Raw genomic sequence first — 25,752 nt, 5'->3', positions numbered from 1 at the left:
GGTGGGTTTGATCGCCAGACTGCGTCTTTCAGGTCAACGTCGCCTGAAGGAACAGGGTGAACGGCGTTTTCCGCCCCGCTTGCGCCCTTATTGATGTATAGAGCGCCATCATTCGCCCGGCCTGAGGTCTGACCTCGGCCGGGCGCGGTCGTTTCGGCGACCGCCCTTGTCCGTTGTCCCAGGTTTCCTATGCCCTTTCCCGCCGTCCATCCCGCGCTCGACCGCGCCCTGATTAACAAGGGCTATGCCGAACCCACTCCGGTTCAGGCCGCCGTCCTGGAGGCGGAGCATGCGGATCGCGACCTTCTGGTCTCGGCCCAGACGGGTTCGGGCAAGACCGTGGCTTTTGGTTTGGCCGCTGCGCCGACCCTGCTGGGCGACAAGCCGATCTTCGGCCCCGGCGGCGCGCCGCTGTGCCTGGCCATCGCCCCCACGCGCGAACTGGCCATGCAGGTCGCGGCCGAGCTGCAATGGCTGTACGCCGACTCCGGGGCCAAGATCGCCACCTGCGTCGGCGGCATGGATGCGCGCCGTGAAGCCCGCGCGCTCAGCTTCGGCGTCCACATCGTCGTCGGCACGCCCGGCCGCCTGAAGGACCACATCGACCGGGGCAACCTGGACCTGTCCGAGCTGAAGGTCGCCGTCCTCGATGAGGCCGACGAGATGCTGGACATGGGCTTCCGCGAGGACCTGGAGCACATCCTGGACCAGGCGCCGGCCGAACGCCGCACCCTGCTGTTCTCGGCGACCATCGCGCGCGACATCGCCACCCTGGCCAAACGCTATCAGAAGGACGCGGTCCGCATCGACGCGACCGACAAGACGCGCCAGCACGCCGACATCGAATACCGCGCCTATCGCATTGCGCCGAACGAGATCGAGCACGCGGTGGTCAACACCCTGCGCTGGTTCGAGGCGCCGCGCGCCATGGTCTTCTGCTCGACCCGCGACAGCGTGCGTCACCTGCAATCCTCTCTGCTGGAACGCGGCTTCTCGACCGTCAGCCTGTCGGGCGAAATGGGTCAGCGCGAGCGCACCGACGCGCTGCAGTCGCTGCGTGACGGCCGCGCCCGCGTCTGCGTCGCCACCGACGTCGCCGCACGTGGTCTGGATCTGCCGGACCTGGGTCTGGTCATTCACGCCGAACTGCCGATGAACCGCGCCGGCCTGCTGCACCGTTCGGGCCGGACGGGCCGGGCGGGCAAGAAGGGCATCTCGGTCATGCTGGTCCCGCACTCGCGCCGTCGCAAGGCTGAGCGGTTGATGGACGAGGCCGGCGTTGACGCCGTCTGGACCGGCGCCCCGACCTTCGATGAAATCCGCAAGGCCGACGAAGGCCGTCTGCTGTCGCCCGAGTTCTTTGAGGCCGACGTCTCCGACGAGGACATGGTCGTCGCAAAGCGGATGATCGCCGAGCGCACGCCCGACGAGATCGCCGCCGCCCTGGTGCGCCTGCTGCGCAAGGAACAACCGGCGCCGGAAGAACTGTCCGATCCGGGTTCGGACCGCGGTCCTGCCAAGCGCGAACGCACCGTGCGCAACGACGACGGCACGGCGGCCCAGCCCTGGCCGGGCGACCGCCTGGGCGCCGATGATGTGGTCTGGTTCCGTCTGGACGTGGGCCGCAACAAGAACGCCGACCCCAAATGGCTTATCCCGCTGATCTGCCGCATCGGCGGCATTTCCAAGCCTCAGATCGGCGCCATCCGCACCTTCCCCGAAGAGACGCGGTTCGAGGTCGCCAAGACCCACGAGAAGGCCTTCCGCGAAGCCGTCGCCGCCTCCAAGGACGAGGTGAAGATCACGCCGTCGGAAGCCCCGACGCCCGGCTCGATGAAGGCCAGCCGCTTCGCCGGCAAGCCTCGCGAGGATGGCGACCGCCCCTTCAAGAAGACCCCCTACAAGCGCGCCGATGGCGGAGAGGGCGACGCCCGCCCGCCGTTCAAGAAGAAACCTTGGGCGCCCCATTCCGGCAAGTCGGGGGCTGACGGCGGCGCCAATCCGCGCTCGAACGCCGCGGGCGACAAGCCCTATGCCAAGAAGCCTTTCAAGGCCAAGCCGGGCTTCAAGAAGGACGGCTTCAAAGGCAAGCCCAAGGGCTGATCATGCCGGCACTTGCCTGATCGTGGGCGGAGGCGCACCCTCCGCCCATGAGCACGCCGTCCGCACCCGAGGGCCGTTACGCCTCGTTCGAGGCCTTCTATCCCTATTACATCCACGAGCATTCCAACCGGACGTGTCGGCGCATCCACGTCGTCGGCACCTTTCTGGTGATCTCGGCCTTCGTCGCCTTCGTGGCGACGCGGAACGCCTGGTGGCTGCTGGCCATGCCGCTGCTGGGCTACGGCTTCGCCTGGGTCGGGCATTTCTTCTTCGAAAAGAACCGGCCCGCGACGTTCAAATATCCGCTGTGGAGCCTGATGGGCGACTTTCGCCTGTTCTTCGAGACGGTGACGGGCAAGCGCCGCTTCTGAAGGACCGCATTTCAAGCTGCACGGTTCGCCGAAACGGAATAGTCTCCGCCTGCGGCGTTGCGCCGCTGCTGGAGGGAGCATCATGAAATCCATCGCCGTCATCGCCGCTGCGTCCGTGCTGCTCGCCCCTGGCGTCAGCCTGGCCCAGAAGAGCGGAGCCAAGCCCGACTTCACCCTGGACCCCAACTACGGTTCGGTGCGGCTGGAGACCGGCTTCACGCCCGATCCCTGGACCAAGTCCATCCTGGCGGGCGGTTCGATCGCCGCCTCGGCCGCCCAATCGGGCTGCGAGGGCAAGGTCAGCGCTGCGCCCGATCTGCAACTGAACTTTGAAGCCGGCGATCTGGACCTGACCATCAAGGCGGTCGCCAGCGAGGACACGACGCTGCTGGTCAACAGCCCCGGCGGCCGCTGGTACTGCGACGACGACAGCGGCGGCGACCTGGACCCGATGGTGACGATCTCCAACCCCGAGAGCGGTCGCTACGACATCTGGCTGGGCACCTATAACGACAACATGGTCCAGTCGACGCTGCAGATCAGCGAATTGGGCGGCACGGACACGACGGCGGGCGCGGCGCCCAACATCGACCTAGAGCCCAACTACGGCACAGCCAATCTCCGCGGCGGCTTCACGCCCGACCCCTGGACCAAGTCGATCCTGGCCGGCGGTTCGTCGCCCGCCTCGGCCGCCAAGTCGGGCTGCGAAGGTTCGGTCAGTTCAGCCCCGGACATCCAGATCTTCTTCGAGCCCGGCGACGCCGATCTGACCTTCCGCGTTCGCGCGGACGAGGACACGACCCTGCTGATCAATACGCCCAACGGCCGCTTCTATTGCGACGACGACGGCGCGGGCGGCGTCGATCCGAAGGTGACGATCACCAATCCGCAGAGCGGCCGCTACGACATCTGGGTCGGCACCTATAACGGCTCGATGGTGCAGTCGACGCTGGAAGTGTCCGAACTTGACTGATCGGCGCAAGGCTTCAGACACGAAAAAGCCGGCTGACCTTCGCGGTCAGCCGGCGTTTTTCATGATCGGTCTGATCAGTTGGAAGCGGTGGTCCAAGCCGGGGGGCAACCGTCGAAGTCGCCGGCGTCCACGATCGTCAGGGTGCGCATGTTCAGGCGCTGCGCCTGGTTCATCGAGCCGCGACCGTTGCCGGTATAGAGGTCGATCTTCTGGCCCCTGATCGCGCCGCCGGTGTCCGAGGCGTACCAGTAGCCGTCGTGGATCGAACCGTCGGCCAGGCGCATGCCGACCGTTTCGCGGATGAACAGCTTGGTGCGGCGCGGGATCACGCGTGGATCGACCGCGACGGTGCGCATGGCGATCGGACGGCAACCCAGCGAATCGTTGCCCGTCGCGCCGCCGCCGCCTGCGTGATAGAGGCGCGCCGACGCGCGCCAGTCCGGATCGGAGGCCATCAGCTCGGCCTGTTCGGCGTTCAGGGCGGTCTCGACTTCATCGGAACCGACGATGGCGGCAGGGGTTTCAGTCCTGACTTGATCCGCCGCTACGACGTCATTGTAGGGGACAGGCCCGCTCGTCACAGACGATACGGCAGCCCAAAGCATGGCGATAGCAGCGGAGGCGCCGATCATGAGTTTCGCTCAGGAGACACCGGCTCCCAACGCCGCCGGCGCTGGCCTTGTCGCGTTAACCTGTGGCGGAAAAGTGGCGAAACCCGCCTTGACGCCGTCTTTTACGATTTGTTTCTAGGTTAACGACTTGTTTTGCATAACCTATTTATCCCCAGCCTTCGCGCTTGGGGACGACGCTCCGCGCTTCAGAACTTGAAGTTCAGCCCCGCCTGAAGCACCGGCAGGACCTTGTAATCATCGGCCTCGGCCTGAATTTCACGCTCTTCCTGATCCAGACGCGAACGGAAGGTAGGGTCGTTCGACAGCGTGCCGCCGCGAGCGTCCAGATCCACTTGCGGCGCATCGCCAAAGGCCGCGCCGGCCAGCATGCGGAAGCCGAGCCTTCCGCCGCGCGTAAAGGTGTTGTCATAGCCTAGGCCGACGAAGGGCGCGGTGCTCTCCAGGTCGATGCGGCCGGTCAAGGTTCCGACTTGGGCCGGAGTGAAGGTCGCGCCGCCGACATTGACGTTTCCGGTGGGCGTCGCATCCAGATCGATCTTGCGATCGCCGAAATAGGCCCCGCCCGAGATCAGAAAGCCGTTGCGGAACGGATGCAGGTCCACAAAGGCGCCCGGCGACTTGAAGTCGATCTTGGCGTCGTAATCGATGCCCTTGTAGGTCTGGTCCCGATCCCATTTCAGCACGTCATAGCCGCCGCGCAGCACCACGACCGGGCTTAGCGCGAACTGGGCCTGCAGGCCTGCGCCCGGCGTGCCGACCTGAGCGCCGACGGCGAACCGGCCGTCGGCCTGCGCCAGGGCCGAGGTGGCGGGCAGGGTGGCCGCGATGACGGCGGCGATCAGCAGGGTCTTCATGGCGTGCGGGTCCGAAACGGCAGGGTTCTCTTAACCCTGCCGGCCAGCTCTGAAGATTGGGTTACGCCGCCCAGTCGCCGGGCGCCGTGTCGCGCCTCGCCTCGGCATCGCGCACGGCCTCCGCCGCGCGGTCCAGCACCTCCAGCCCGGCGCCGGGCTTGATCGCCTCGACCGTCAGAATGCGACGGAACGCCCGCGCGCCCGGCCGGCCGTGCATCAACCCCAGCATATGCCGCGCCATCGCGGGCAGGGCGACGCCTTCGTCCAGACGCGCGGCCATATAGGGCCGATAACGCGCCAGCGCGGCGAAGGCGTCGGTGTCCTCGACCGGCGCGCCAAACAGGCGACGATCCGCGTGCCCCAGAATGGCCGGCTCGTGATAGGCGGCGCGGCCCAGCATGACCCCGTCCAGCTTGACGCCGTCGACCTCGGCCAGATGCGCCTCGGCCGCGTCCATGGAGGCGATGCCGCCATTGATCGAGATGTTCAGATCCGGCCGCTCGTGCTTCAGCCGGCGCACCAGATCATAGTCCAGCGGCGGCACGTCGCGGTTCTCCTTGGGCGACAACCCCTTCAGCCAGGCCTTGCGCGCATGGACGACGAAGACCTCGATCCCGACGGCGGCGCAGGCGTCCACCGTGGCGAACAGGCTGACGGTCGGATCCTGATCGTCCACGCCGATGCGGCATTTGACGGTCGCCGGCACGCTGACGGCCCCCTTGATCGCCGCCATACAGTCGGCCACCAACTCGGGCTCGCGCATCAGACAGGCGCCGAACCGACCCGACTGCACCCGGTCCGACGGACAGCCGACGTTCAGATTGATCTCGTCATAGCCGAACGCCTCGCCGACCTTGGCGGCCTCGGCCAACTGCGCAGGATCCGATCCGCCCAGTTGCAAGGCGACAGGATGCTCCAGCGCATCGAACCCCAGCAGCCGCTCGCGATCCCCGTGCAACACCGCCGGCGCCGTCACCATCTCGGTATAAAGCAGCGCCTTGCGCGTCAGCGCCCTGTGGAACGCCCGACAATGCCGATCGGTCCAGTCCATCATCGGGGCGATGGACAGCGTGCGTGCTTGATTTATCGACATTGTGGAAGGCATCAAACAGTGGCGGCTGACGTGGGCGCTCGATCAGGAAGAAGGCGCTATATAGGCGAGACCGCCCTGAAACGCGATCATCCGCTCTGCTAGGTCGCCGGAACCGAGAGAGAGCTGCCTCTGCATCAAACCTGAGCGCCAATTTGCACGCATACGGCGGGATGAGATCGAAAGCTCACAGACAGCGGCCCTCGCTGCGCCTTTAAGGGATGTCACTGCAACAGTCGTCGTTCACTCGCTCGTATGGTTGACCTAATTTAATCGAGCGATTACGCCAAGGCTGAACGGAGTTGGCGATGCAATGGCGGTGAAGAGCAGGTCGGACAAGGCGGCCAAGTCCGAGTCGCGGCTGGCCTTGATTTCTGCGACCGCCCAACTGCTGTCCGAGAAGTCGATTCCCGATACCTCGTTGAGCGAGATCGCCGTTCGATCCGGTCTGAATTCCGCGCTGATCAAATACTATTTTGGCAGCAAGGAGGGCCTGTTCATGGCTGTCCTGGAGCGCGACGCTGAGGCGTCAATGGCGGCGCTGTCGGATCTGGTCGATATGCCGATATCGGCCGATCAGAAGCTGAAGATCCACATTAAGGGGATCATCAACACCTACTACAGGTCGCCCTATATCAACCGGCTGATCAACTACATGATCGTCCAAGGCCAGCCGGATTCCGCCCAGAGAGTCGCGAAGATCTTTGTCGAGCCGATGATCGACGCCTACCGACGGATCGTCAGCCAGGGAGTGGAAGAAGGGCGTTTCCGGCCTGTGGATCCGGGCATGCTGTATTACAGCACCGTCGGGGCCTGCGAGCACATCTTCTACGCCTCCTATTCGATCCCGACCACTCTCGGCATCGCGCGCCTCACCGAAGAGACCAAACAGGCCTATGCGCAGCATGTGATCGATCTGTGCTTCGGCGGTCTTCTGGCGAAGCCATAAACCGTCGCGAACGACGGCCCTTGCGAGCATAATCTAACGGCATTAGGCTTTTCCAAAGGGCCGGGACAAGGCCGTGATGGAGGATGCCGTGAAGGGATTGGGAGCTGATGCGCCCTACTGGGAGGCGCTGGATCGAGGAGAGCTGGCGCTGCCGCGCTGCACCTCGTGTGGCCGCTGGTGTTGGCCGGCGCCCTTTCGGTGCGGCAGTTGCGGCGGATGGACGTTCGAGTGGGTTTCGCTGCCCATGACAGGCGTCGTCTATTCGTGGACGCGGGTCTGGCATCCCTTCGGGGGCGCCGAGGACCTGGACAAGCCCTATGTCACCGCATCGGTCGCGCTGCCTCAGGCAGACGGCATAAGACTGTTCGGGCTGCTGGAGCCAGGCGACCGGGCGGAGATCGGACTTCCGGTCGTGGGCCGGGTTTGCAAGACCCGCCCGTTCGGTCAGGAAACGGCGGCGATACGCTGGACTGCAGCGTCATGAGGGCGCCTCGCTTTCCTGTGAGCACGGCGGTCGTGGGCCTGGGTGTGCGCCAATACAAGCGCGGCGGTGCGCCGTTGCCGGAACAAGGCACGCTGGTTCGCGCCATCGTCGACGCCTGCGAAGACGCCGGCATCGACCCTGCCGACATCGACGGCTTCGTGACCTATGGCGACGACAAGAATGAACCCGTTCGCCTGATGCCGGATTTGGGCACGCGCGAACTGACGTGGTCGACACAGGTCTTCGGCGGCGGCGGCGGCGGCCTGGCGGCGGCCTTCGGCCCGGCGGCGGGGGCCATCATCAGCGGCCAGGCCACGACGGTCGCGGTGTTCAGGGCGCTGGTTCAGGACAACAGTGGGCGTCTGTCCGCAGCCGTCATGGCGCACCATCTGAACGACCACATCACCGGGGTCGGGCTGGTGGCGCCGGCCGTGGAATGCGCAATGCGAGCGCAGCGGCTGTTGGAGCATCACCGGGTGCCCCGCCAGTGCTTGGAGGACCTTGTGCGGGCGGCCTATTATCATGGCTCGCGCAATCCCAAGGCGATCAGCTACGGCCGGGAACTCGATCTGGAAGCCTATCGGTCCTCGCGGATGATCGCCGAGCCGTTCCGCCTGTTCGATTGCAGCCGAGAGAACGATGGCGCTGGCGTTCTGATCCTGACATCGGCCGAGCGCGCCCGTGATCTGCGTCAGAAGCCTGTCTATCTCAAGGGCGTGGCCCAGGGCACCGGGCGGGGGTGGGGCGACCTGCTTCAGAACGACGTCCACTACGCCTCGGCGGGCTTTGAATCCGTGGCGCGTCGGCTGTGGGCCCAGACGGGCTTGAAGCCGTCGGACATCGACGTGGTTCAGTTGTACGAGAACTTCAGCGCCCAAGGGGTCGCCTCCCTGATCGACCATGGCTTCTGCGACTACGAGAGCGTGGGAGAGGTCGTTCGCTACGAGAACCTGATCGCGCCGACGGGCAAGCTGCCGGTCAATACGGGCGGCGGCAACTTGGCGCAGGGATTCATCCACGGCATCGGCGTGGCGGTCGAGGCGGTCGAGCAGTTGCGAGGCACATCGGCCAATCCCGTGCCCGACGCGCGCTACTGTCTGCTTGCCGGCGGACCAGGCGCGCCGACGGTCAGTTCGGCCATCTTCTCGGTCGATGCGGAGTAAGCACGATGGTCGTGGAGATCGAGCGGCGCAGCTATGTTTCCCGCGACGGTCTTCGGCTTGAAGCCGATGTGGCGGGGCCGGCGGACGCGCCCACGGTGGTCTTGCTGCATGGCGGCGGCCAGACACGCCATAGCTGGTCGGGCGCAATGACGGCGCTGACCGCGCGCGGTTATCGGGTCATCAACTACGATGCGCGTGGGCATGGCTACAGCGGCTGGTCCCCGACCGGCGCCTATAGTCTGGATGACCGGGTCGACGATCTGCGCGCGGTATTGGGCGACACGAAGACCCCCTTCGCCCTGGTCGGCGCCTCGCTGGGCGGGGCGACTGCCATCCGCGCGATGGCTTTGGGATTGAAGCCCGCAGCCGTCGTTCTGGTCGACATCGTTCCCGAGCCGGAGCCGCAGGGGGTCGAGCGCATCGTCGACTTCATGCGCAGCGGGGTGAACGGGTTCGCCTGCCTGGACGACGCCGTGGATGCGGTCGCGGCCTATAATCCCGAGCGCCCGCGCCCCGCCGATCCCAGCGGTCTGATGCGCAATCTGCGGCGACGCGAGAATGGTCGGCTCTACTGGCACTGGGATCCGCGCATCTTGGCGGACGGCGACCTGCATCGCGTCATCGTCCAGCGCTCCGCAGAAGACGTCGCGGCGGATCGGCCGCCGCCGATCCTGCTGGTGCGAGGATTGCACAGCGACGTCGTCAGCGACCGGGGCGTAGCGGCCTGTCGACGGCTGTTTCCGGCCCTGGACGTCGTCGATGTGGCCGAAGCCGGTCATATGGTGGCCGGCGACCGCAACGACGCCTTCAATGCGGGCGTCATCGCCTTCCTGGAACGACGTATGTCGCCCAAGGCCGCGTGATGAGCGCTGATCTGATCAACCTCGACGCCATCGCTCGAGTGGGCGACACCCTGCTGTCGCGCCGTCGGATCGGTGAGCCCGAGTTTCTGAACCGCGCCCTTCTCCATCTCGTCGATCCCGCCCGTGACTTCGTGACCGGGACGCGCGCCGTCTTGGACGACGCCCAACAGAGCCGCTGAAGCCCATGAACCATTATGACATTCTGATCGTGGGCGGCGGCCATGCCGGCGCGGCCGTCGCCATAGCCCTGCGACAGGGCGGCTATGACGGGTCCGTCGCGATCGTGAGCGCCGAGCCCCACGCGCCCTATGAGCGGCCGCCGCTGTCGAAGGACTATCTGGCGGGCGACAAGACGTTCGATCGTCTTCTGATCCGGCCTGACGCCTTCTGGGCGGAAAAACGGATCGACCTTTTGCTGGGTCAGACCGTCGTGCAGGTCGATGCGGATCGCCATGCGGTCACGACAGCGGAGCATGAGACCGTGGGCTACGGCCGGCTCATCTGGGCCACGGGCGGCGCGCCGCGTCGGCTCACCTGTGACGGGGCCGATCTCGCTGGCGTTCATGCTGTACGCACGCGCGACGACGTCGACCGCATCGCCGAGGAGTTGCCCAAAGTGAACCAGGTCGTGGTGATCGGCGGAGGCTACATCGGTCTGGAGGCCGCGGCGGTGCTGACGAAGTTCGGCAAGCGGGTGGTCTTGCTGGAGGCGCTGGATCGCGTTCTGGCGCGCGTCGCGGGCGAACCGCTGTCACGCTTCTTCGAGGATGAACATCGCGCCCAAGGGGTGGATGTTCGTCTGGGCGTCGGCGTGGATTGCATCTTGGGCGAGGCGGGACGCGCCGTGGGGGTGCGATTGGCGGATGGCGCTGCTCTGGCGGCGGATCTGGTGATCGTCGGCATTGGCGTGATCCCGGCCGTGGAGCCCTTGCTGGCCGCCGGCGCTGAGGGCGGAAACGGCGTCCTGGTCGATGACCTCTGCCGGACCAGCCTTGCCGACATCTACGCCATCGGCGACTGCGCCCTGCATCCGAACCGCTTTGCGGACGGCGCTCTCGTGCGGCTCGAATCCGTCCAGAACGCCAATGACCAGGCCAAGACCGTGGCGCAGGATATTCTCGGCAAGCCGCAGCCCTATGATGCCGTGCCGTGGTTCTGGTCGGATCAGTATGACCTCAAGCTTCAGACCATGGGCCTGTCGGCGGGGCATGACACCTTCGTCATTCGGGGGCGACCCGAGGACCGCAGCTTCTCTGTCGTTTATCTGCGCGATGGGCGGGTCATCGCCATCGACTGCGTGGCGGCGGTCAAGGACTACGTCCAGGCCCGCAAGCTGATCCTTGAGGGTGCGCGGCCTGATCTGGAGCGTCTTGCCGATCCCGAAATCCCGCTGAAGGCCTTTTCAGCGGCGTGAAGTCATAACCTATTGTCATTAGATAAAGCCGTGCTAATTGTGCGGTTAAATCGGCAAGGAGGCAGGCGCATGAGCTCGGCCGCTACAATCGAAAAACCTTCGAACCGCAGGGTCACGACGTTGGCCATGCTCAATCCCAACCTGCAGGCGGCCATCCGTCGCATCCCGGCCGAGAAGGACGCGACGACGGATCCGATCGCAGCCACCCGGCCCAATGCGATCTTCACCAGCCGCGATCATTTCGACCTCGAACAGGCCAAGATCTTCCGCCGCTATCCGGTGCCGGTGACGCTGTCGGCCTTGCTGTCGGAGCCGGGGATGGTGGTCGCCGACGACGGGTACGGCCTGCCCCTGATCATTGCGCGCGGGCGAGACGGTGAAGTGCGGGCCTTCATCAACGCCTGTCAGCACAAGGGTTCAAAGCTGCTTGAGGACTGCGAAGTCCACAAACAGGGCCGACTGACCTGCCCCTATCACGCCTGGACCTACGGTCTGGACGGCAAGCTCGTCGGGGTCGCTCGGGCGGACATGTTCGACGGCCTGGAAAAGGACAAGCGCGGCCTGAAGGCCTTGCCGACGCGGGAGTGGGGCGGGGTGATCTATGTCCAACTGGATGGCGGCGAGGCCGATTGGTCTCAGCTGTCCGACCAGATCGCGGACGATTTCGAGTCCCTCGGCATCCCGACCGCCCATGTCTATGGCCGCAAGAGCTTCGAACTGAAGGCGAACTGGAAGGTGGTGCTGGAGCCCTTCCTTGAGGGCTATCATGTGCAGCGGCTTCACGCCGCCTCCATCGGCGACCTGTTCGTCGATGCCCCGAACATCGTCGACACCTTCGGCGCCAATGTCCGCCAGCTTTCCGGTCGCGTCGGCTATTCGCCAGCCATGCTGGACGAAGACCCGTCCGGCAATGTCCACAAGCTGGTGACCCACGCCTATACCGCCTTCCCCAACTGCGTGGTTGTGACCAGCCAGTATTACACCAGCGTGATGCTGTTGAAGCCGCGCGACGTCGATCGCACCACGGTTCACTATTTCATGCTGACGCCCGAACCTGCGACCACGCCGAAGGCCGAGGAAGTGTTCAAACGCTCCTACGAGTTGATCGTCCAGGTCTTCGGCGGTGAAGACTTCCGTGCAGCCGAGATCAGTCAGGAAGGCCTGAACGCCGGGGTGCCGGAAACAACGGTTTACTGTGGCTTGGAAGAAAACATCGTCCGCTACTACGACGCCTTGGAAAAACTGCTGACCGCCAACCGATAGACGACCGCCGTACAGTGCGGTCTCTCACAACAACACACAGAGCAAAAGCCGCCGGCAGAGCGGTTCTGAGCGCAAGGGCGCGACGGGAGGATTGAGAATGGCGCAAACGCTTTCGAGCGTGAATGCTTGGTGGGCGCGAATGCGGCCAGATCAGCCCGCCATCGTCCTGGCCGGCGACGAACTGACCTACGGAGACTACAAGGCGTGGTCCGATCGTGTCGCTGCACGCCTGATCGAAGACGGCCTGGAAGCTGGCGATCGTGTGGCCGTCTGCGCCCTCAACAGCCTCGCCTACTGCGCCCTGATCATGGGCGTCATTCGTGCGGGCGGCATCGTCAGCCCCATCAACTTCCGATACACGACGCGCGAAATCGCCGAGCTGTGTGAATCCACCGAGCCGCGCTTCACCTTCGTCGGGGCGGACTTCCTCGATAAGGTCCAGGCTGCGGGCCTGTCGGTGCGTCCGATGGCTGAGATCGAGGCCCTAAGGTCGGGCGCTGCGGCCCAGGTCACGCGCGACGTGGATCCCGAGGCGCCCGTGGTGATCATCGCCACCTCCGGCTCGACGGCGCGTCCCAAGGGGGTCGTGCTGACCCACAGATCGATGACGGCCTATGCCGCCAACTGGGCGCTTGAGGAGACGGCGTCTTCGCCAGGCGCGCGCATCATCAGCTTGGCGCCGTTAAACACCTCGGCCGGTTTCGTCCAGCTGATGCATTACACGACGCAGGGATGCACCGTGTACATGCAGCCGCAGTTTGTGCCGGCTGAAACGCTGCAACTGATCGTGGACAAGCGGATCAACTGCTTCGGCGCCGTGCCGGTCTTCTTTGAAGCGATCGCCGCCCTTCCCGAGTTCGCAAGCGCCGATCTCTCGTCATTGACGCTGGCCACCTGCGGCGGCGCGCGCGTCAGCCAGACGCTGCTGGAGACCTACAAGGCCAAGGGCGTCACGATCCGCCAGATCTATGGTCAGACAGAAGCCGGCGGCAACGCCACGATCATGCCGGAACATCTGGCCATGGGTGCGCCGGAGAAATGCGGCTGGGGCGGCGCCTTCATGGATATTCGTGTGGTGCGGCCGCACGGCTTGGATTGCGCACCGGGCGAGCACGGCGAAATCCTGATCCGGTCGCCGGGCATGATGAAGGAATACTGGCGCAACCCCGAAGAGACCGCAAAGACGCTGCGCGACGGCTGGCTTCATTCGGGCGACATCGGCGTGCTGGACGATCAGGGCCTGCTGACCTTCGTGGATCGGATGAAGGATTTGATCATCTCGGGCGGCCTCAACATCTCGGCCGCCGAAGTCGAACGTGTCGTCTGCGAGTTCCCCGGGGTGATCGAGGCTCTGGTGATAGCCGCCCCCTGTTCGAAGTTCGGCGAGACGCCCCTGGCCGTCTATCACGCCCGCGCCGAGGTCGATGTCGCCGATCTTATCCGGCACTGCGATGTCAATCTCGCCAACTACAAGGTCCCCCGATACGTCGCCTTCTCGCCGGAGCCGCTTCCAAGGCTGGCGACGGGAAAGCTGTCAAAGCCTGCTGTGCGCCAAACCTATGCGCATGCCCACGAGACCCTTCCTCGGGTTCGATAGGAAACTCTCATGACCGCCACCGCCCATTACGGCCAACGCCCGGCGCACATTCCCGATCACCTGGTGTTCGACTTCGACATCTATCGCGACCCGCGCGTCAAGGAGGATGTCCAGGGCACCTACGCCCTCACGCTTGCCGATGCGCCGGACATCTTCTGGACGCCGCAGAACGGCGGGCACTGGATCGTCAAGGGGTTCGAGGCCATCACTCAGGTGGTGACCGATCCCGAACATTTCTCGGTCAGGGAGATGCAGATTCCGCGGGTCGAGAACCCGCCCTTCTTCATCCCACTAAGCCTGGATCCACCAGAGAACCTGCCGTACCGCCAGGCCATGATCCCCATGTTCGGACCCGTGGCCATCAAGGCCCTGGAGCCTCGCATTCGGGAGTGGGCGGCGCAGATCGTGGATCGGGTCGTCGCGAACGGCGCATGCGACTTTCAGGCCGAGGTCGCCAAGCTTTTCCCGGTCACCGTGTTCATGGAACTGATGGGCATGGACCTGTCGCGGTTGCAGGAGTTCCGCGCCCTCGCCGAAGGCTTCTTCGAAAACCAGAACAACGCCGCTGAACTCGGACGCCTGTCGGGCCTCATCCTCGGGACGCTCAAGGCCCTGATCGACGAGAAGCGCGCCAATCCTGACGGCAAGCTGATGAGCCACTTCATCACCGTCGATGTCGGCGGACGCCAGATGAGCGAGGACGAGATCCTGGCGATGAGCTTCGTGCTGTTCCTAGGCGGCATGGACACGGTGACGAACGTCACCGGTTTCGCCTACCAGCAGCTGGCGCAGATGCCGGAAGTCCAGGCCCGATTGGCGGCGGACCCGACGTTGATCCCGGCCTTCACCGATGAGGCGGTCCGGCTGTTCGGCGTCGTCAACACCCCGCGGCTTGTCGTCAAGGAACGACAGATCGGCGATGTCCAGTTCAGCGAAGGCGAGATGGTCCTCAATGTGCTGTGCGTGGGAAGTCGGGATCCCAGGCGTTTCGACGCGCCGAACACCTTCAACCTGGATCGGAAAAGGGCGCAGCACCTGACCTTCTCGTCGGGACCTCACCTCTGCATCGGACACGTCCTGGGGCGCGCGGAACTCCGGATCCTGACGGAGGAGTGGATCAAGCGCGTGCCGTCGTTCCGCATCAAGTCGGGCGAACCTCGCCGCTTCCGCATCGGCACGGTGATGGCCCTGGAAACCCTTCCCCTGGAATGGGACCGGCCGAACTGATTGACCGCCGGTCGGCCTAGCCGGCGGGGTCGACCTCAGCCTTGAACAGGTGCTTGCTCTCCACCACGCGCTGTCCCAGCGCGCCGCGCCTGTAGCGGTCGGCCACGCCGGCGAGGAACATTCGCAGTGTTTCTTCGAACAGGTGTTCCTCGTCGAAGGGGTTGCGGTCCACCGCGCGCGCCACGGCCGGAAACCGGCTGGGGTCGAAGGGAGGGAAGGGGGCAGCATCGCGTGCGTGCGCCGCCGCAGCGAACAGGGCTGAGCCGAACGTCAGCTTTTCCGTCCCTTCGATGACCGCCATATGGAATTCGGGCGGGTAGGGGTCTGCGTTGGCTACGGCCTCATAGGCGTTCAGCAGCATGTGTCGCGGAAAGAACTGTAAGATCAGCATCGCCGCATTCGGGTGCCCAAGCAGGGCGCGCCGGGTCTCCAGGCACATAGCCACAAGACGTTCTTCGTAGGACATGTCCGGATCGCCCGTCATGGCCAGGTTGGACAACAGGAGCCGCGCGACCTCTTCCAGAAGCTCGGCCTTGTCCTTGAAGTAATGGTACAGGGACGGCGGGCGCACCTTCAGCTTCTTCGCCACGCGATCCAAACTCAGGCTCGCCAGGCCGACTTCGTCGATGACGTCCAAGGCGGCTTTGGCGGCCCCGTCTCTAGAGATGAGCGGCGTGGAAGGACGCGCCAAGTTCAATCCTCAAATGCAAAGACCCCTCTTCGCATCTCGCGGCGGCGGGCTCAAGCGCGCCGTCTCGACACGCATCCCACGCAGCTCACGAAACATGTAATCAATCGATTAAAAGAATTTGACCTTCGCCTTAATCGGAGCTCTAACTTGGCCATCATAAGCTGGGCCAAACCGGCGTTCTGGGAGGATGAAATGAGAGGCAAGGCATATTTGTGCGCCGGTGCTGCCTGGGTCGCTTTGGCGGCTGCGGCTTCGGCGGGTTCTGCGATGGCGCAGGACGCCATTGGGAGCGCGCGGGCTCCGGAGAGTCCGCAGGCGGCCACGCAGCTTGATGAAGTCGTCGTGACGGCGCGTCGCAAGGATGAGCGTCTGCTTGACGTCCCGGTTGCGGTCACCGCGGTCGCGGCCGAGACGATGGATGGCTATGCCGTGACGACGGTCAGCGATCTGGCGACCATGGTTCCGTCCATGGTGGCCGGCAAGGCCGCCTCGGGGTCGTCGGCCAGCATCTTCCTGCGCGGCGTCGGTTCGACGGCGCTGTCGGCCGGCTTCGACCAGTCGGTCTCCTTCGTCATCGACGGTCTACCGATGAGCCGCGGGCGCGAAATCAGCCTGCCTCAGTTCGACGTCCAGAGCGTGGAGGTCCTTCGTGGGCCCCAGGCGCTGTTCTTCGGCAAGAACACCACAGGCGGCCTGATCAGTATCGCGTCGAACAATCCGACAGCCAACTTCGAGGCCGGCGCGCGCGTGGGCTATGGTTTCGAGGCGCGCGACAAGTACGGCGAAGCCTATGTCTCGGGTCCGATCAACGACACGCTGCGTGCGCGCCTGGCGGCGCGGCTGTCGGACAGCGAGGGGGCGTTCACCAACACCGCCGCCGACACCTATCCGACGCCGATCCCGGGCCAGGTTCGCACCAGCACGGGGCCGCGCCGCGGCGGGTCGGAAAGCGCCAGCGCACGTCTGAGCCTGGATTGGGATCCGACATCGGCGCTGAATGTGAAGTTCAAGGCCGGCGCCACGTCGGTCAAGGATGGCGGCCCGACGGACATCGTCGAGCGTCTCTGCGGCGGCGGACGCACGACGCCATTGGCCGCCAACGGCATTCCGCCCAGCCCGAACGCGGACTGCCGGATCGATGGTCGGTCCGATAGCGCCTCTCTGCCCGCCGATGTGGTGAAAGCCGACTATCGTTGGGCGCGCGACGGCAAGATGTATGGCGACTTCGCCTCGCAATACGCCGTGCTGACCGGAAACTACGAGGCCGACAAGTTCGATTTGACCTCGGTCACCGGCTATTACCACTTCCGGCAAACGGACCTGAACAACGTGTCCGGCGAAGGCTATCCGGCGAGCTTCAGCCAATACGCCGACTTCAAGCAGACCTCTCAGGAGGTGCGGGTCCAGACTAAGTTCGACGGGCCGTTGAACCTGCTGTTCGGCGGCTTCTGGGCCCACGGCGAGTTCGAGTTCAATACCGACGCCTACATCTTCCCCGTTCCGCTGGACCCGACCACCAACACCTATACGACGTTCAGGCGCGACAACGGTTTCGAGACCGATTCGCGGTCACTGTTCCTGCAGGGGACCTACAACTTCTCCGAACAGTGGGAACTCAGCGCCGGCGGCCGCTACAGCTGGGAGGAGCGTGACAGCTACCAGCGTTCCCGGGCGCCCCACAGTGCCTTCGCCGCGGTCTTCCCGGGCGGGCTCGAACTGAAGGACAGCTACGACGACTCCAACTTCTCGCCAGAGGTCACGCTTCGCTACAAGCCAAGCCGAGACACCACGATCTACGCGGCCTACAAGCAAGGCTTCAAAGCGGGCGGCTACAACATCTCGCAGGCGTTGACGCCGGTGGCGACCGTTGCCGCTGGGCGCTTTGGGGCGGAAACGGCCGAGGGCGCCGAGGTCGGTTTACGCACGCTGGCCTTCGACCGTAACCTCAGCTTCAACATCACCGCCTACCGCTACATCTATTCCGATCTGCAGGTGCAGTTCTTCGATCCGACGACGGTTTCGTTGACGGCCGGGAACGCGGGCGAGTTGCTGACGCAGGGCGTCGAGGCGGACTTGAACTATCGCGTGCCGGCGATCGACGGCCTCAGCCTGCGAGGCTCGGCGGCCTGGAACGACGCCACCTACCGCGACTATGTCGGCCAGTGCTATCCAGGCCAGACGATCGCGGGCGGCTGCAACCTGCTGCCGGCTGGCGGGGTCTTCAACGGCCAGAATTACGACGGCCGGCGTCCGCCCAAGGCGCCGGAATTCGCTGCGCGCGTCGGCGGCACCTTCGAGCGGGCTGTGACCGCGTCCGGGGTCACGCTGCGGGCCAACGGCGACGTCAGCTACACGTCGTCCTACAACTTCTCGGACGCCCTGCGCCCCGACGCGGTTCAGGACAGCTTCTACAAGGTTGATGCGTCGCTCAGCCTGGTGGCCCCGGACGAGCGTTGGACCGTGTCGCTGATCGGTCGCAACCTCACCAACGAACTGGTGGTCGCGGCGGGCAACGACATTCCGTTCGCCGGCGGCTCCGGAACGGGCACGAACACGGGCGTCGTCGCCGACATGTCGGCCTTCGTGGACAATCCCCGCGAGGTCCTCATCGAGTTCGCCTGGAAGTTCTGAGTCCTCAAGACAGCGCAGGTGCGACCCTGCGCTGTCTCTTCACCTGCACAATCGATTTGTAAGAACAGAAATAGTTTTCGATGCCTCAACTCACGGTGACCACCCGCGACGGCGTTCAGCACAAGGTCGAAGGCGAGGGGGGGCGCAGCCTGATGGAGACGCTGCGCCAGGCAGGCTTCGACGAGGTTCTGGCCTTGTGCGGCGGCTCCTGCTCGTGCGCCACGTGCCACGTCTATGTGGATGAGGCCGATCTGGCCCGCCTTCCCTCGCTCAGCGAGACTGAAAGCGATCTTCTCGACAGCTCCGAACATCGCACCGCGAATTCGCGACTCTCATGCCAGATTCCCTTCGGTCCCTACCTGGAAGGTCTGCGCGTGACCATCGCCCCCGAAGACTGAACACCCGTCGCTTCGCCGCCCTCCCTTGCCAAAGGCGTCGTCGGACGCCGCCATGAGACGTCACCGTGTCCTCCCCAATCAACGCCGTCGTCAGCCTGGATCGTCGTCAGGACGTCGCCGTCATCGTCATCGACTCCCCGCCTGTGAACGCCTTGTCGCAGCCTGTCCGGGAAGGCGTCGTTCTGGCCCTGGAGCAGGCGCTGGGCGATCCGAATGTGCGCGCCGTGGTTCTGCACTGCGCGGGGCGGACCTTCTGCGCCGGGGCCGACATCTCTGAGTTTGGCGGCGAGCTCGCGGCGCCGGACCTGAACCAGGTCTTGGCGATGATGGAGGCGGCGTCCGTTCCGATCGTCGCCGCCCTGCACGGCACCGCCCTCGGCGGGGGTCTCGAACTGGCCCTGGCCTGCCACTACCGGATCGCAAGGCGCGGCGCCAAGGTGGGGTTGCCGGAGGTCAATTTGGGACTTCTGCCCGGCGCGGGCGGGACGCAACGGACGCCCAGGCTTGTCGGCGTCGCGACGGCGATCGAACTCATCGCCGGCGGCGCGCCGGTCGATGCGGACCGCGCCGTGGAGATGGGGCTGATCGACCGCGTGGTCGAAGACGGCGACCTGCTGGAGGCCGCCATCGACTATGCGCGAACCCTGGTGCGCGAGGGTGCGCCTTTGCGGCGCGCGCGCGATCTTCCAGTCGATCTGTCGCCCCAAGAGGCCGAGGCGGCCGCGCAGGATTATCGCGCACGCAATCCCAAGCTCTTCAACGGGTTCAAGGCGCCGGGCCACATCCTGCTGGCCATAAAGGCGTCGGCGGACCGCCCCTTCGATGACGGGCTTGAGCGCGAGCGCGAACTGTTCAACGCCTTGATGGCCAGCGATGAATCCGCTGCGCAGCGCCACATCTTCTTCGCCGAGCGAGCGGTGTCCAAGATTCCGGGCCTGGCCGCTGACGTGCGGCCGCTGGACGTGCAGAAGGCCGCTGTCATCGGCGCCGGAACCATGGGGACAGGCATCACCATCGCCCTGCTGTCCGCCGGCATCGCGGTGACGCTGGTCGATCGGTCGGCCGAGGCGCTGGACAAGGCTGTCGCGCGGATCGACCGAACGTACAAGGATCTGGTCAAGAAGGGGCGGCTGACCGACCAGAAGGCCCAGACCTGCCTGGACGCCCTGACCCCGTCCAGCGACCTGAAGGCCGTGGGCCAGGCCGATCTGATCATCGAAGCGGTGTTCGAACGGCTGGACCTCAAACAGGCGATCTTCAAGGAGATCGACGCCATCGCACGGCCCGGCGCCGTTCTGGCCAGCAACACCTCCTTCCTGGACCTCGACGCCATCGCATCGGTGGTGTCGCGCCCGCAGGACGTGGTCGGGCTGCATTTCTTCGCACCCGCCAACATCATGAGGCTGCTGGAGGTGGTGCGCGGGGCCAAGACATCCGACACCGTTCTGGTCACGGCCATGGCCCTTGGGCGTCGCTTGAAGAAGGTGGCCGTTCTGTCGGGGGGTTGCGACGGCTTCATCGCCAATCGCGTGATGGCGCGGCGCGGCGAGGCGGCCGATCGACTGATCCTGGAAGGCGCCTGGCCCTGGGACGTGGATCGCGTGCTCGAGGTCTACGGATTCCCGATGGGCAGCTTCGCCATGATGGATTTGGTCGGTCTGGACGTCATCGGCTGGGACCGCGAGGGCAGCGCCGGACGCACGGTGCAGGAAATCCTCTGCGAAGCCGGACACTGGGGCCAGAAGCGCGGCGCCGGATACTACCAATACGGCCCGCAGGGTCAGGTCGAGCCGTCCAAGGCGGCCGTCGAGGCGATCGAGACGATCCGCGCGCGCGTCTCGGCGCCGCAACGCCACCGCTCTGACGCGGAGCTGCTGAACGAACTGCTGGACCCGGTCGTGAACGAGAGCGCGCGGCTCCTGGACGAGGGTATCGCGCTCAGGGCCTCCGACATCGATATGGCCCTGGTCGCCGGATATGGCTGGCCTGTCTATCACGGCGGACCGATGTTCTGGGGCGACACCGTCGGCCTCCAGGGCGTTGTGGATCGGCTGAGGGCCCGTATCGCCGCAGGCGAGGCGATCGTCCTGTCGCCCCTGCTGGAACGGTATGCGGCCGAGGGTCGCCGCTTCGTTCGCGACTGAGCCCTCCCCAATCGTTCCAGGATCGACCCATGCCCGAAGCCTATATCGTCGCCGCCACCCGCACCGCCGGAGGCCGCCGGAACGGCCGGCTGAAGAACTGGCGTCCGTCTGATCTGGGCGGGGTCGTGCTGGACGCGCTGATCGCGCGCACAGGTCTGGATCCGGCGGCCGTCGACGACGTCATCATGGGATGCGTGGGGCAAGTCGGCGAGCAGAGCATGCAGATCGGGCGGAGCGCCGTCATGGCCTCCAGCCTGCCCGACAGCGTGCCGGCCGTGACCATCGATCGCCAGTGCGGATCGTCCCAGCAGGCCGTTCATTTCGCGGCTCAGGCCGTGATGTCGGGCACGCAGGATATTGTGATCGCCGCCGGCGTCGAGAGCATGACCCGCGTGCCCATGGGCATGGCGGCCTGGTTGCCGGCGCAACACGGGCTGAGCCAGGGAGCCTGGTCGCCGCGAATTCTTGAACGATACGGCGTCGCCGAGTTCAGCCAGTTCTCGGGGGCGGAGCGGATCGCCGAGAAATACGGCCTTTCGCGTGAAACCCTGGATCGGTTCGGGCTGGAAAGTCACCGCAGGGCGGCCGCAGCGCAGGAGGCCGGGCGATTCGACGCCGAGATCACGCCGCTGACGGTCGAGGACGAGAACGGCGTCAGCGATCAACACGTCAGGGACGAGGGCGTGCGTCCCGACGCCACACTCGAGAGCATCGGCGCGGTCAAACTGCTCCAGGAAGGCGGCCGCATCAGCCCCGCTACCGCCAGCCAGATCTGCGACGGCGCAGCCGGCGTGATGGTCGTCAGCGAGCGCGCCCTGAAGACCCACGGTCTTACGCCGCTGGCGCGTATTCATGGTCTGACGGTGACCGCCGGCGATCCGGTCATCATGCTGGAAGAACCCATCCCGGCGACCAAGAAGGCCCTGCAACGCGCCGGCCTCTCGCTTGATCAGATCGATCTCTATGAGGTGAACGAGGCCTTTGCGCCCATTCCGCTCGCCTGGCTTCAAGCGCTGGGCGGCGATCCGGACCGGCTGAACGTCAACGGCGGAGCCATCGCCCTGGGCCACCCCTTAGGGGCTTCGGGCGCGCGGCTGATGACGACCCTGATCCATGCCCTTCGGGCGCGCAAGTGCCGCTACGGTCTGCAGACCATGTGCGAGGGTGGCGGCATCGCCAATGTGACGATTCTGGAAGCCCTGTAATGGCCGGGCCGCTGGCGGGACTCCGGATCGTCGAATTCGCCGGCATCGGCCCCGGGCCTTTCGCGGCGATGATGCTGGCGGACCACGGCGCCGAGGTCATTCGGATCGAACGACCCGGCGCAGCCGCCAATCCGATGGATCCCCTGCTGCGGTCACGCCGATCGGTGGTTCTTGACCTGAAGTCCCATGACGATCGGGAAAGCGTAAGGGACTTGTGCCGCTCCGCCGACGGCGTGATCGAGGGTTTCCGGCCAGGGGTCATGGAACGCCTCGGACTGGGCCCCGACGTGCTGAGGGCGGACAATCCCAAGCTGGTGTACGGGCGCATGACGGGCTGGGGCCAGCATGGACCGCTGTCGGCGGCGGCCGGCCACGACATCAACTACATCGCCCTGTCCGGCGTCCTGGCGGCGTGCGGCCGTGAGGGCGAGAAGCCGACCCCGCCCATCAATCTGGCCGGAGACTTCGGCGGCGGCGCCATGATGCTGGCCTTCGGCATGGTCGCCGCCTTGCTCCATGTCCGCATGGGCGGACAAGGGCAGGTGATCGACTGCGCCATGACGGATGGCTCGGCCCTGCTGATGGCCATGATGTGGGGCTTTCGAGCCCAGGGCCAGTGGCGCGACATCCGCGGGGTCAATCTGCTCGACACGGGCGCACCCTTCTATGACACCTATGAGACCGCCGACGGCGGTCATGTGGCCCTGGGAGCGATCGAACCCCAGTTCTACGCCGAGTTTCGCGCGCGGGCCGGAATCGCCGACCGGAAGGATTTCGATAGTCAGGACGACCCCAGCCGGTGGCCTGAACAGAAGGCGGCGTTGGCCGAAATCTTCCGTACGCGCACCCGTGCCGAATGGTCAGCCGTGATGGAAGGCTCCGACGCCTGCTGTCTTTCCGTGCTCGGCTTCGCAGAGGCCGTCCAGCATCCGCACAATCTCGCGCGCGACGTCTTCATCGACGTCGGTGGCGTGGTTCAGCCGGCGCCCGCGCCGCGCTATTCCGCAACGCCTTGCGCCCGGCCGACGCCGCCGCCGCCCCCTGGCGCCGACCAGTCCCTGTTGCAGGCCTTGCCGGAGCCGGTCCGGTCATGAGCGGCAGGGCGCGACAGGTCGTCGCCGATGGCCGCCTCTCGCCGGTGCTGGTTCAGCCGACGCCGGAGCCCCGGCCTGGCGAGTTGCTGCTGCGCATCCACGCCACCAGCGTCAACTATCACGATCTGATCGGGGTCCGGGGCGGTCTGCCGGGATTGCCGGTGCCGCGCGTGCCTTTCTCCGACGCTTCTGCGACGGTCGAGGCCGTCGGCGACGGCGTAGACGGGTTTCGTCCAGGCGATGCGGTGATCCCGAGCTTCTTTCCCGACTGGCGCAGCGGACCGCCGACCCGTCAGGCGTTGGGGCGGATCCTGGGAGATCATCTGGACGGCGCTTTGCAGTCCCATCTGTGCGTGTCGGCCCAGGCCGTCGCCCGCGCGCCGCGTCACCTCAATCACCGGGAGATCGCCACCCTGGGGTGCGCGGGTCTGACCGCCTGGCGCAGCGTCGTCGTGGAGGCCGACGTCCGTCCGGGTCAGACGGTCGTGCTTCAAGGCACAGGCGGGGTCTCTCTGTTCGCCCTGGCCTTCGCCAAGATGCTGGGCGCGCGGACCATCGTGACGTCGTCTTCGGACGAGAAACTGGAACGCGCCGCCGCGCTCGGCGCAGACATCCTCGTCAACTACCGTCAGACCCCGCAGTGGTCCCAGGCCGTGCTTGACGTGACGGAGGGAGAGGGGGCGGATCTCGTGGTTGAGGTCGGCGGGGGCGCGACCTTGGCCGAAGCGGTCAGGGCGGTGAAGACGGCTGGGCATGTGTCGGTCATTGGTGTTCTGACCGGCCTGAGCGCGCCGGCCTTTCCGCTGAACCGCGTGATGGCGCGAAACGCCACCTTGCGCGGCGTTACCGTGGGTTCGACGGCTGAGCTCCAGGCCATGTGCGCCGCCATCGAACATGCGGCGTATCGGCCGGTCGTAGACAGCGTCTTCACCCTAGAAACGGCGCACGAGGCGATCGAGGCCCTCGCCCTCCAGAAGCACTTCGGCAAGATCGTCGTGGACATCTGATCGCGCGCCATGGCCTACGGAACCCAATCCCTGCACCGCCTGGTCCAACGCGCGCCTGACGGCCTGGCGTCTATCGATGGGCCGCGCCGCCGCAGCTGGGCTGAAGTCAAAGCGGCGGCGCAGGCCATCGCCGGCGCCCTGCTCCGTTCAGGCGTGAAGCCCGGCGATCGCGTCGCCTTGCTGGCCGGCAACGGCGATCTTCACCTGGACTATGTGCTGGGCGTCTTCTGGGCCGGCGCGGTCATAAACCCGGTGAACACGCGCTGGTCGCCGCTTGAGATCGCCTTCTCGCTCGAGGACTGCGAAACGCGGCTGTTGATCGTCGACGATCGGTTCGCCGCTCTGATTCCAAAGATTTGGCAGGCGGCGCCGGGGCTGAACCTTGTCGTCCAACGCGGCGGAGCGCCTATCGGCGACGTCGTCGCTTTCGACCAGTGGATCGAAGGGGCGCCAAGGCCGGAGGACGTGCGGGCGTCGGACGCTGCGCTGGCCGCCGTCCTTTACACCGGCGGCACGACGGGCCGGCCCAAGGGGGTCATGCTCAGCCATGCCAATCTTCTGTCCTCCGCGACCGGCTATCTGGCCTTTCCGGGCGCCCGACCGGGATCGCGCTATCTGCATGTCGCGCCCCTGTTTCACATCGGGGCCTTGTCGGGGATGTTCACCTCGCTGATGGCGGGAGCGACGCAGGTCTTCCTCCCGGCCTTCGATCCGGGATCGTTCATCGAAACCACCGCCTCCGCACAGGTGTCGGACGTGTTCCTGGTGCCGTCCATGCTGCGCGCCGTTCTGTCGGATCCCGCCTTTGCGCCGGCGCGATTGAACAGCCTGGAACGGATCGTCTACGGCGGCTCCTCCATCGACGACGCGCTGCTGGACCAGGCCATGAATGCGCTGCCGGGCGTCGCCTTCGTTCAGGCCTATGGCATGACCGAGCTGTCGCCGATCGCCACCATGCTGGGGCCGGAGGATCACAGCGAGGCGGCGCGACGCCAAGGTCGCGGTCGATCCGCCGGGCGCGCCACGACATCGACGGAAGTCCGCATTGTCGATGCGCACGGCCAGGAGGTCCCGCGCGGCGACCGTGGAGAGATCGTGGTCAAGGGCGGCGGGGTGATGCTGGGCTACTGGGGGCTTGCCGACGAAACTTCGGCGGCCCTGCGCGAGGGGTGGATGCACACCGGCGATGTCGGCTGGATGGACGACCAGGGTTATGTGACGGTCGTCGATCGCCTGAAGGACATGATCGTGACTGGCGGCGAGAACGTCTATTCCGCCGAGGTCGAGAACGCCCTGACCGCCCATCCGGCCGTCAGCCAGGCTGCGGTCATCGGCTTGCCGGACGACCGCTGGGGCGAGCGCGTGCATGCGTGCGTGGTTCTGGCGCCCGGGTGTTCGGCGACGCCCGAGGCCCTGCGGGAACACTGCCGCACGCTGATCGCCGGCTACAAGATTCCCAAGACCTTGGCGTTGGTCGAGGCCCTGCCGCTCTCGCCGGCGGGAAAGGTGCTGAAAACCGAGCTGCGCGCCCGTTGCGCGGCTTGCCAGGTTCGGCCTGATACCCTTACCTAATGCGAATAGATAAAAGGGACTGAAGTC

23 protein-coding genes are annotated in these 25,752 nt (G+C 65.8%); 19 read left to right on the top strand and 4 right to left on the bottom strand.

Translation table 11 applies throughout. From position 1 onward, the window contains the following. Nucleotides 1–189: 189 nt before the first annotated feature. The 3 genes from BVE01S_RS02545 to BVE01S_RS02535 all read left to right on the top strand — a co-directional run bounded on the left by BVE01S_RS02545 (nucleotide 190) and on the right by BVE01S_RS02535 (nucleotide 3,447). Nucleotides 190–2,103: a DEAD/DEAH box helicase gene (locus tag BVE01S_RS02545; RefSeq protein ID WP_066623813.1), complete on the top strand. Its 1,914-nt coding sequence runs from the start codon at nucleotides 190–192 to the stop codon at nucleotides 2,101–2,103. 47 nt (nucleotides 2,104–2,150) lie between these two features. Beyond that, on the top strand, nucleotides 2,151–2,474 hold the full coding sequence (locus BVE01S_RS02540; protein WP_026108600.1) for an Mpo1-like protein: 324 nt from the start codon (nucleotides 2,151–2,153) through the stop codon (nucleotides 2,472–2,474). 82 nt (nucleotides 2,475–2,556) lie between these two features. Beyond that, the gene (locus BVE01S_RS02535; protein ID WP_055752859.1) at nucleotides 2,557–3,447 is read left to right on the top strand and encodes a hypothetical protein; all 891 of its coding nucleotides are present in this window, start codon (nucleotides 2,557–2,559) and stop codon (nucleotides 3,445–3,447) included. Nucleotides 3,448–3,521: 74 nt separating this feature from the next. On the opposite strand, the gene BVE01S_RS02530 is transcribed toward BVE01S_RS02535, so the two are convergent. The 3 genes from BVE01S_RS02530 to dusA all read right to left on the bottom strand — a co-directional run bounded on the left by BVE01S_RS02530 (nucleotide 3,522) and on the right by dusA (nucleotide 6,026). After that, nucleotides 3,522–4,079, bottom strand: a complete 558-nt coding sequence (locus tag BVE01S_RS02530; protein ID WP_066623810.1) for a 3D domain-containing protein — start codon at nucleotides 4,077–4,079, stop codon at nucleotides 3,522–3,524. A 185-nt stretch (nucleotides 4,080–4,264) separates the two neighbouring features. Continuing rightward, nucleotides 4,265–4,933 (bottom strand): hypothetical protein, encoded by a 669-nt coding sequence (locus BVE01S_RS02525; RefSeq protein ID WP_066623807.1) that lies wholly within the window; start codon nucleotides 4,931–4,933, stop codon nucleotides 4,265–4,267. A 61-nt stretch (nucleotides 4,934–4,994) separates the two neighbouring features. Next, entirely contained in the window at nucleotides 4,995–6,026 is a 1,032-nt protein-coding gene (dusA, locus tag BVE01S_RS02520; protein WP_088582354.1) for a tRNA dihydrouridine(20/20a) synthase DusA, read from the bottom strand. Between the two features lie 310 nt (nucleotides 6,027–6,336). Between dusA and BVE01S_RS02515 the strand changes: the two genes are divergently transcribed. The 9 genes from BVE01S_RS02515 (at nucleotide 6,337) to BVE01S_RS02475 (ending at nucleotide 14,983) form a co-directional block, all read left to right on the top strand. Further along, entirely contained in the window at nucleotides 6,337–6,972 is a 636-nt protein-coding gene (locus BVE01S_RS02515; RefSeq protein ID WP_066623801.1) for a TetR family transcriptional regulator, read from the top strand. An 88-nt stretch (nucleotides 6,973–7,060) separates the two neighbouring features. Beyond that, complete coding sequence (locus BVE01S_RS16440; protein WP_167544772.1) at nucleotides 7,061–7,456, top strand: Zn-ribbon domain-containing OB-fold protein; 396 nt, start codon at nucleotides 7,061–7,063, stop codon at nucleotides 7,454–7,456. Nucleotides 7,457–7,473: 17 nt separating this feature from the next. After that, nucleotides 7,474–8,619: a thiolase C-terminal domain-containing protein gene (locus tag BVE01S_RS02505; protein WP_244878346.1), complete on the top strand. Its 1,146-nt coding sequence runs from the start codon at nucleotides 7,474–7,476 to the stop codon at nucleotides 8,617–8,619. Nucleotides 8,620–8,624: 5 nt separating this feature from the next. After that, complete coding sequence (locus tag BVE01S_RS02500) at nucleotides 8,625–9,482, top strand: alpha/beta fold hydrolase (RefSeq protein WP_066623790.1); 858 nt, start codon at nucleotides 8,625–8,627, stop codon at nucleotides 9,480–9,482. Beyond that, nucleotides 9,482–9,661, top strand: coding sequence for a hypothetical protein (locus tag BVE01S_RS02495; RefSeq protein ID WP_066623787.1), 180 nt, complete (start codon nucleotides 9,482–9,484; stop codon nucleotides 9,659–9,661). Before BVE01S_RS02500 ends, BVE01S_RS02495 begins: the two co-directional genes overlap by 1 nt. 5 nt (nucleotides 9,662–9,666) lie before the next feature. Next, nucleotides 9,667–10,896 (top strand): NAD(P)/FAD-dependent oxidoreductase, encoded by a 1,230-nt coding sequence (locus BVE01S_RS02490; RefSeq protein WP_066623784.1) that lies wholly within the window; start codon nucleotides 9,667–9,669, stop codon nucleotides 10,894–10,896. Nucleotides 10,897–10,965: 69 nt separating this feature from the next. Next, the gene (locus BVE01S_RS02485) at nucleotides 10,966–12,159 is read left to right on the top strand and encodes an aromatic ring-hydroxylating oxygenase subunit alpha (protein ID WP_066623781.1); all 1,194 of its coding nucleotides are present in this window, start codon (nucleotides 10,966–10,968) and stop codon (nucleotides 12,157–12,159) included. A gap of 97 nt (nucleotides 12,160–12,256) precedes the next feature. Then, a complete protein-coding gene (locus tag BVE01S_RS02480; protein WP_066623778.1) occupies nucleotides 12,257–13,756 on the top strand; it encodes a class I adenylate-forming enzyme family protein in 1,500 nt (499 codons plus the stop codon). 9 nt (nucleotides 13,757–13,765) lie between these two features. After that, entirely contained in the window at nucleotides 13,766–14,983 is a 1,218-nt protein-coding gene (locus BVE01S_RS02475; RefSeq protein WP_066623777.1) for a cytochrome P450, read from the top strand. A gap of 16 nt (nucleotides 14,984–14,999) precedes the next feature. Here the strand turns inward: BVE01S_RS02475 and BVE01S_RS02470 are convergent, their stop codons facing one another. Beyond that, on the bottom strand, nucleotides 15,000–15,620 hold the full coding sequence (locus BVE01S_RS02470) for a TetR/AcrR family transcriptional regulator (protein WP_066623775.1): 621 nt from the start codon (nucleotides 15,618–15,620) through the stop codon (nucleotides 15,000–15,002). Between the two features lie 396 nt (nucleotides 15,621–16,016). Between BVE01S_RS02470 and BVE01S_RS02465 the strand changes: the two genes are divergently transcribed. The 7 genes from BVE01S_RS02465 (at nucleotide 16,017) to BVE01S_RS02435 (ending at nucleotide 25,725) form a co-directional block, all read left to right on the top strand. Beyond that, complete coding sequence (locus BVE01S_RS02465) at nucleotides 16,017–18,305, top strand: TonB-dependent receptor (RefSeq protein ID WP_244878345.1); 2,289 nt, start codon at nucleotides 16,017–16,019, stop codon at nucleotides 18,303–18,305. Between the two features lie 95 nt (nucleotides 18,306–18,400). Next, entirely contained in the window at nucleotides 18,401–18,703 is a 303-nt protein-coding gene (locus BVE01S_RS02460) for a 2Fe-2S iron-sulfur cluster-binding protein (protein ID WP_240612132.1), read from the top strand. 65 nt (nucleotides 18,704–18,768) lie between these two features. Then, entirely contained in the window at nucleotides 18,769–20,847 is a 2,079-nt protein-coding gene (locus BVE01S_RS02455; RefSeq protein ID WP_244878344.1) for a 3-hydroxyacyl-CoA dehydrogenase NAD-binding domain-containing protein, read from the top strand. A 29-nt stretch (nucleotides 20,848–20,876) separates the two neighbouring features. Continuing rightward, complete coding sequence (locus BVE01S_RS02450) at nucleotides 20,877–22,052, top strand: acetyl-CoA C-acetyltransferase (protein WP_066623770.1); 1,176 nt, start codon at nucleotides 20,877–20,879, stop codon at nucleotides 22,050–22,052. Next, entirely contained in the window at nucleotides 22,052–23,146 is a 1,095-nt protein-coding gene (locus tag BVE01S_RS02445; protein ID WP_066623768.1) for a CaiB/BaiF CoA transferase family protein, read from the top strand. Before BVE01S_RS02450 ends, BVE01S_RS02445 begins: the two co-directional genes overlap by 1 nt. Further along, nucleotides 23,143–24,153 carry a zinc-dependent alcohol dehydrogenase family protein gene (locus BVE01S_RS02440; RefSeq protein ID WP_066623766.1) on the top strand — a complete coding sequence of 337 codons (1,011 nt, stop codon included), beginning with the start codon at nucleotides 23,143–23,145 and terminating at the stop codon, nucleotides 24,151–24,153. Before BVE01S_RS02445 ends, BVE01S_RS02440 begins: the two co-directional genes overlap by 4 nt. Before the next feature lie 9 nt (nucleotides 24,154–24,162). After that, nucleotides 24,163–25,725, top strand: coding sequence for a long-chain-fatty-acid--CoA ligase (locus BVE01S_RS02435; protein WP_066623764.1), 1,563 nt, complete (start codon nucleotides 24,163–24,165; stop codon nucleotides 25,723–25,725). The last annotated feature ends 27 nt before the right edge of the window (nucleotides 25,726–25,752 follow it).

The sequence above is a fragment of the Brevundimonas vesicularis NBRC 12165 genome, from assembly GCF_001592205.1.
Lineage (GTDB): Bacteria > Pseudomonadota > Alphaproteobacteria > Caulobacterales > Caulobacteraceae > Brevundimonas > Brevundimonas vesicularis.
Note: the sequence above shows the minus strand (reverse complement) of the source record. Positions and strands in the feature narration are given on the sequence as shown.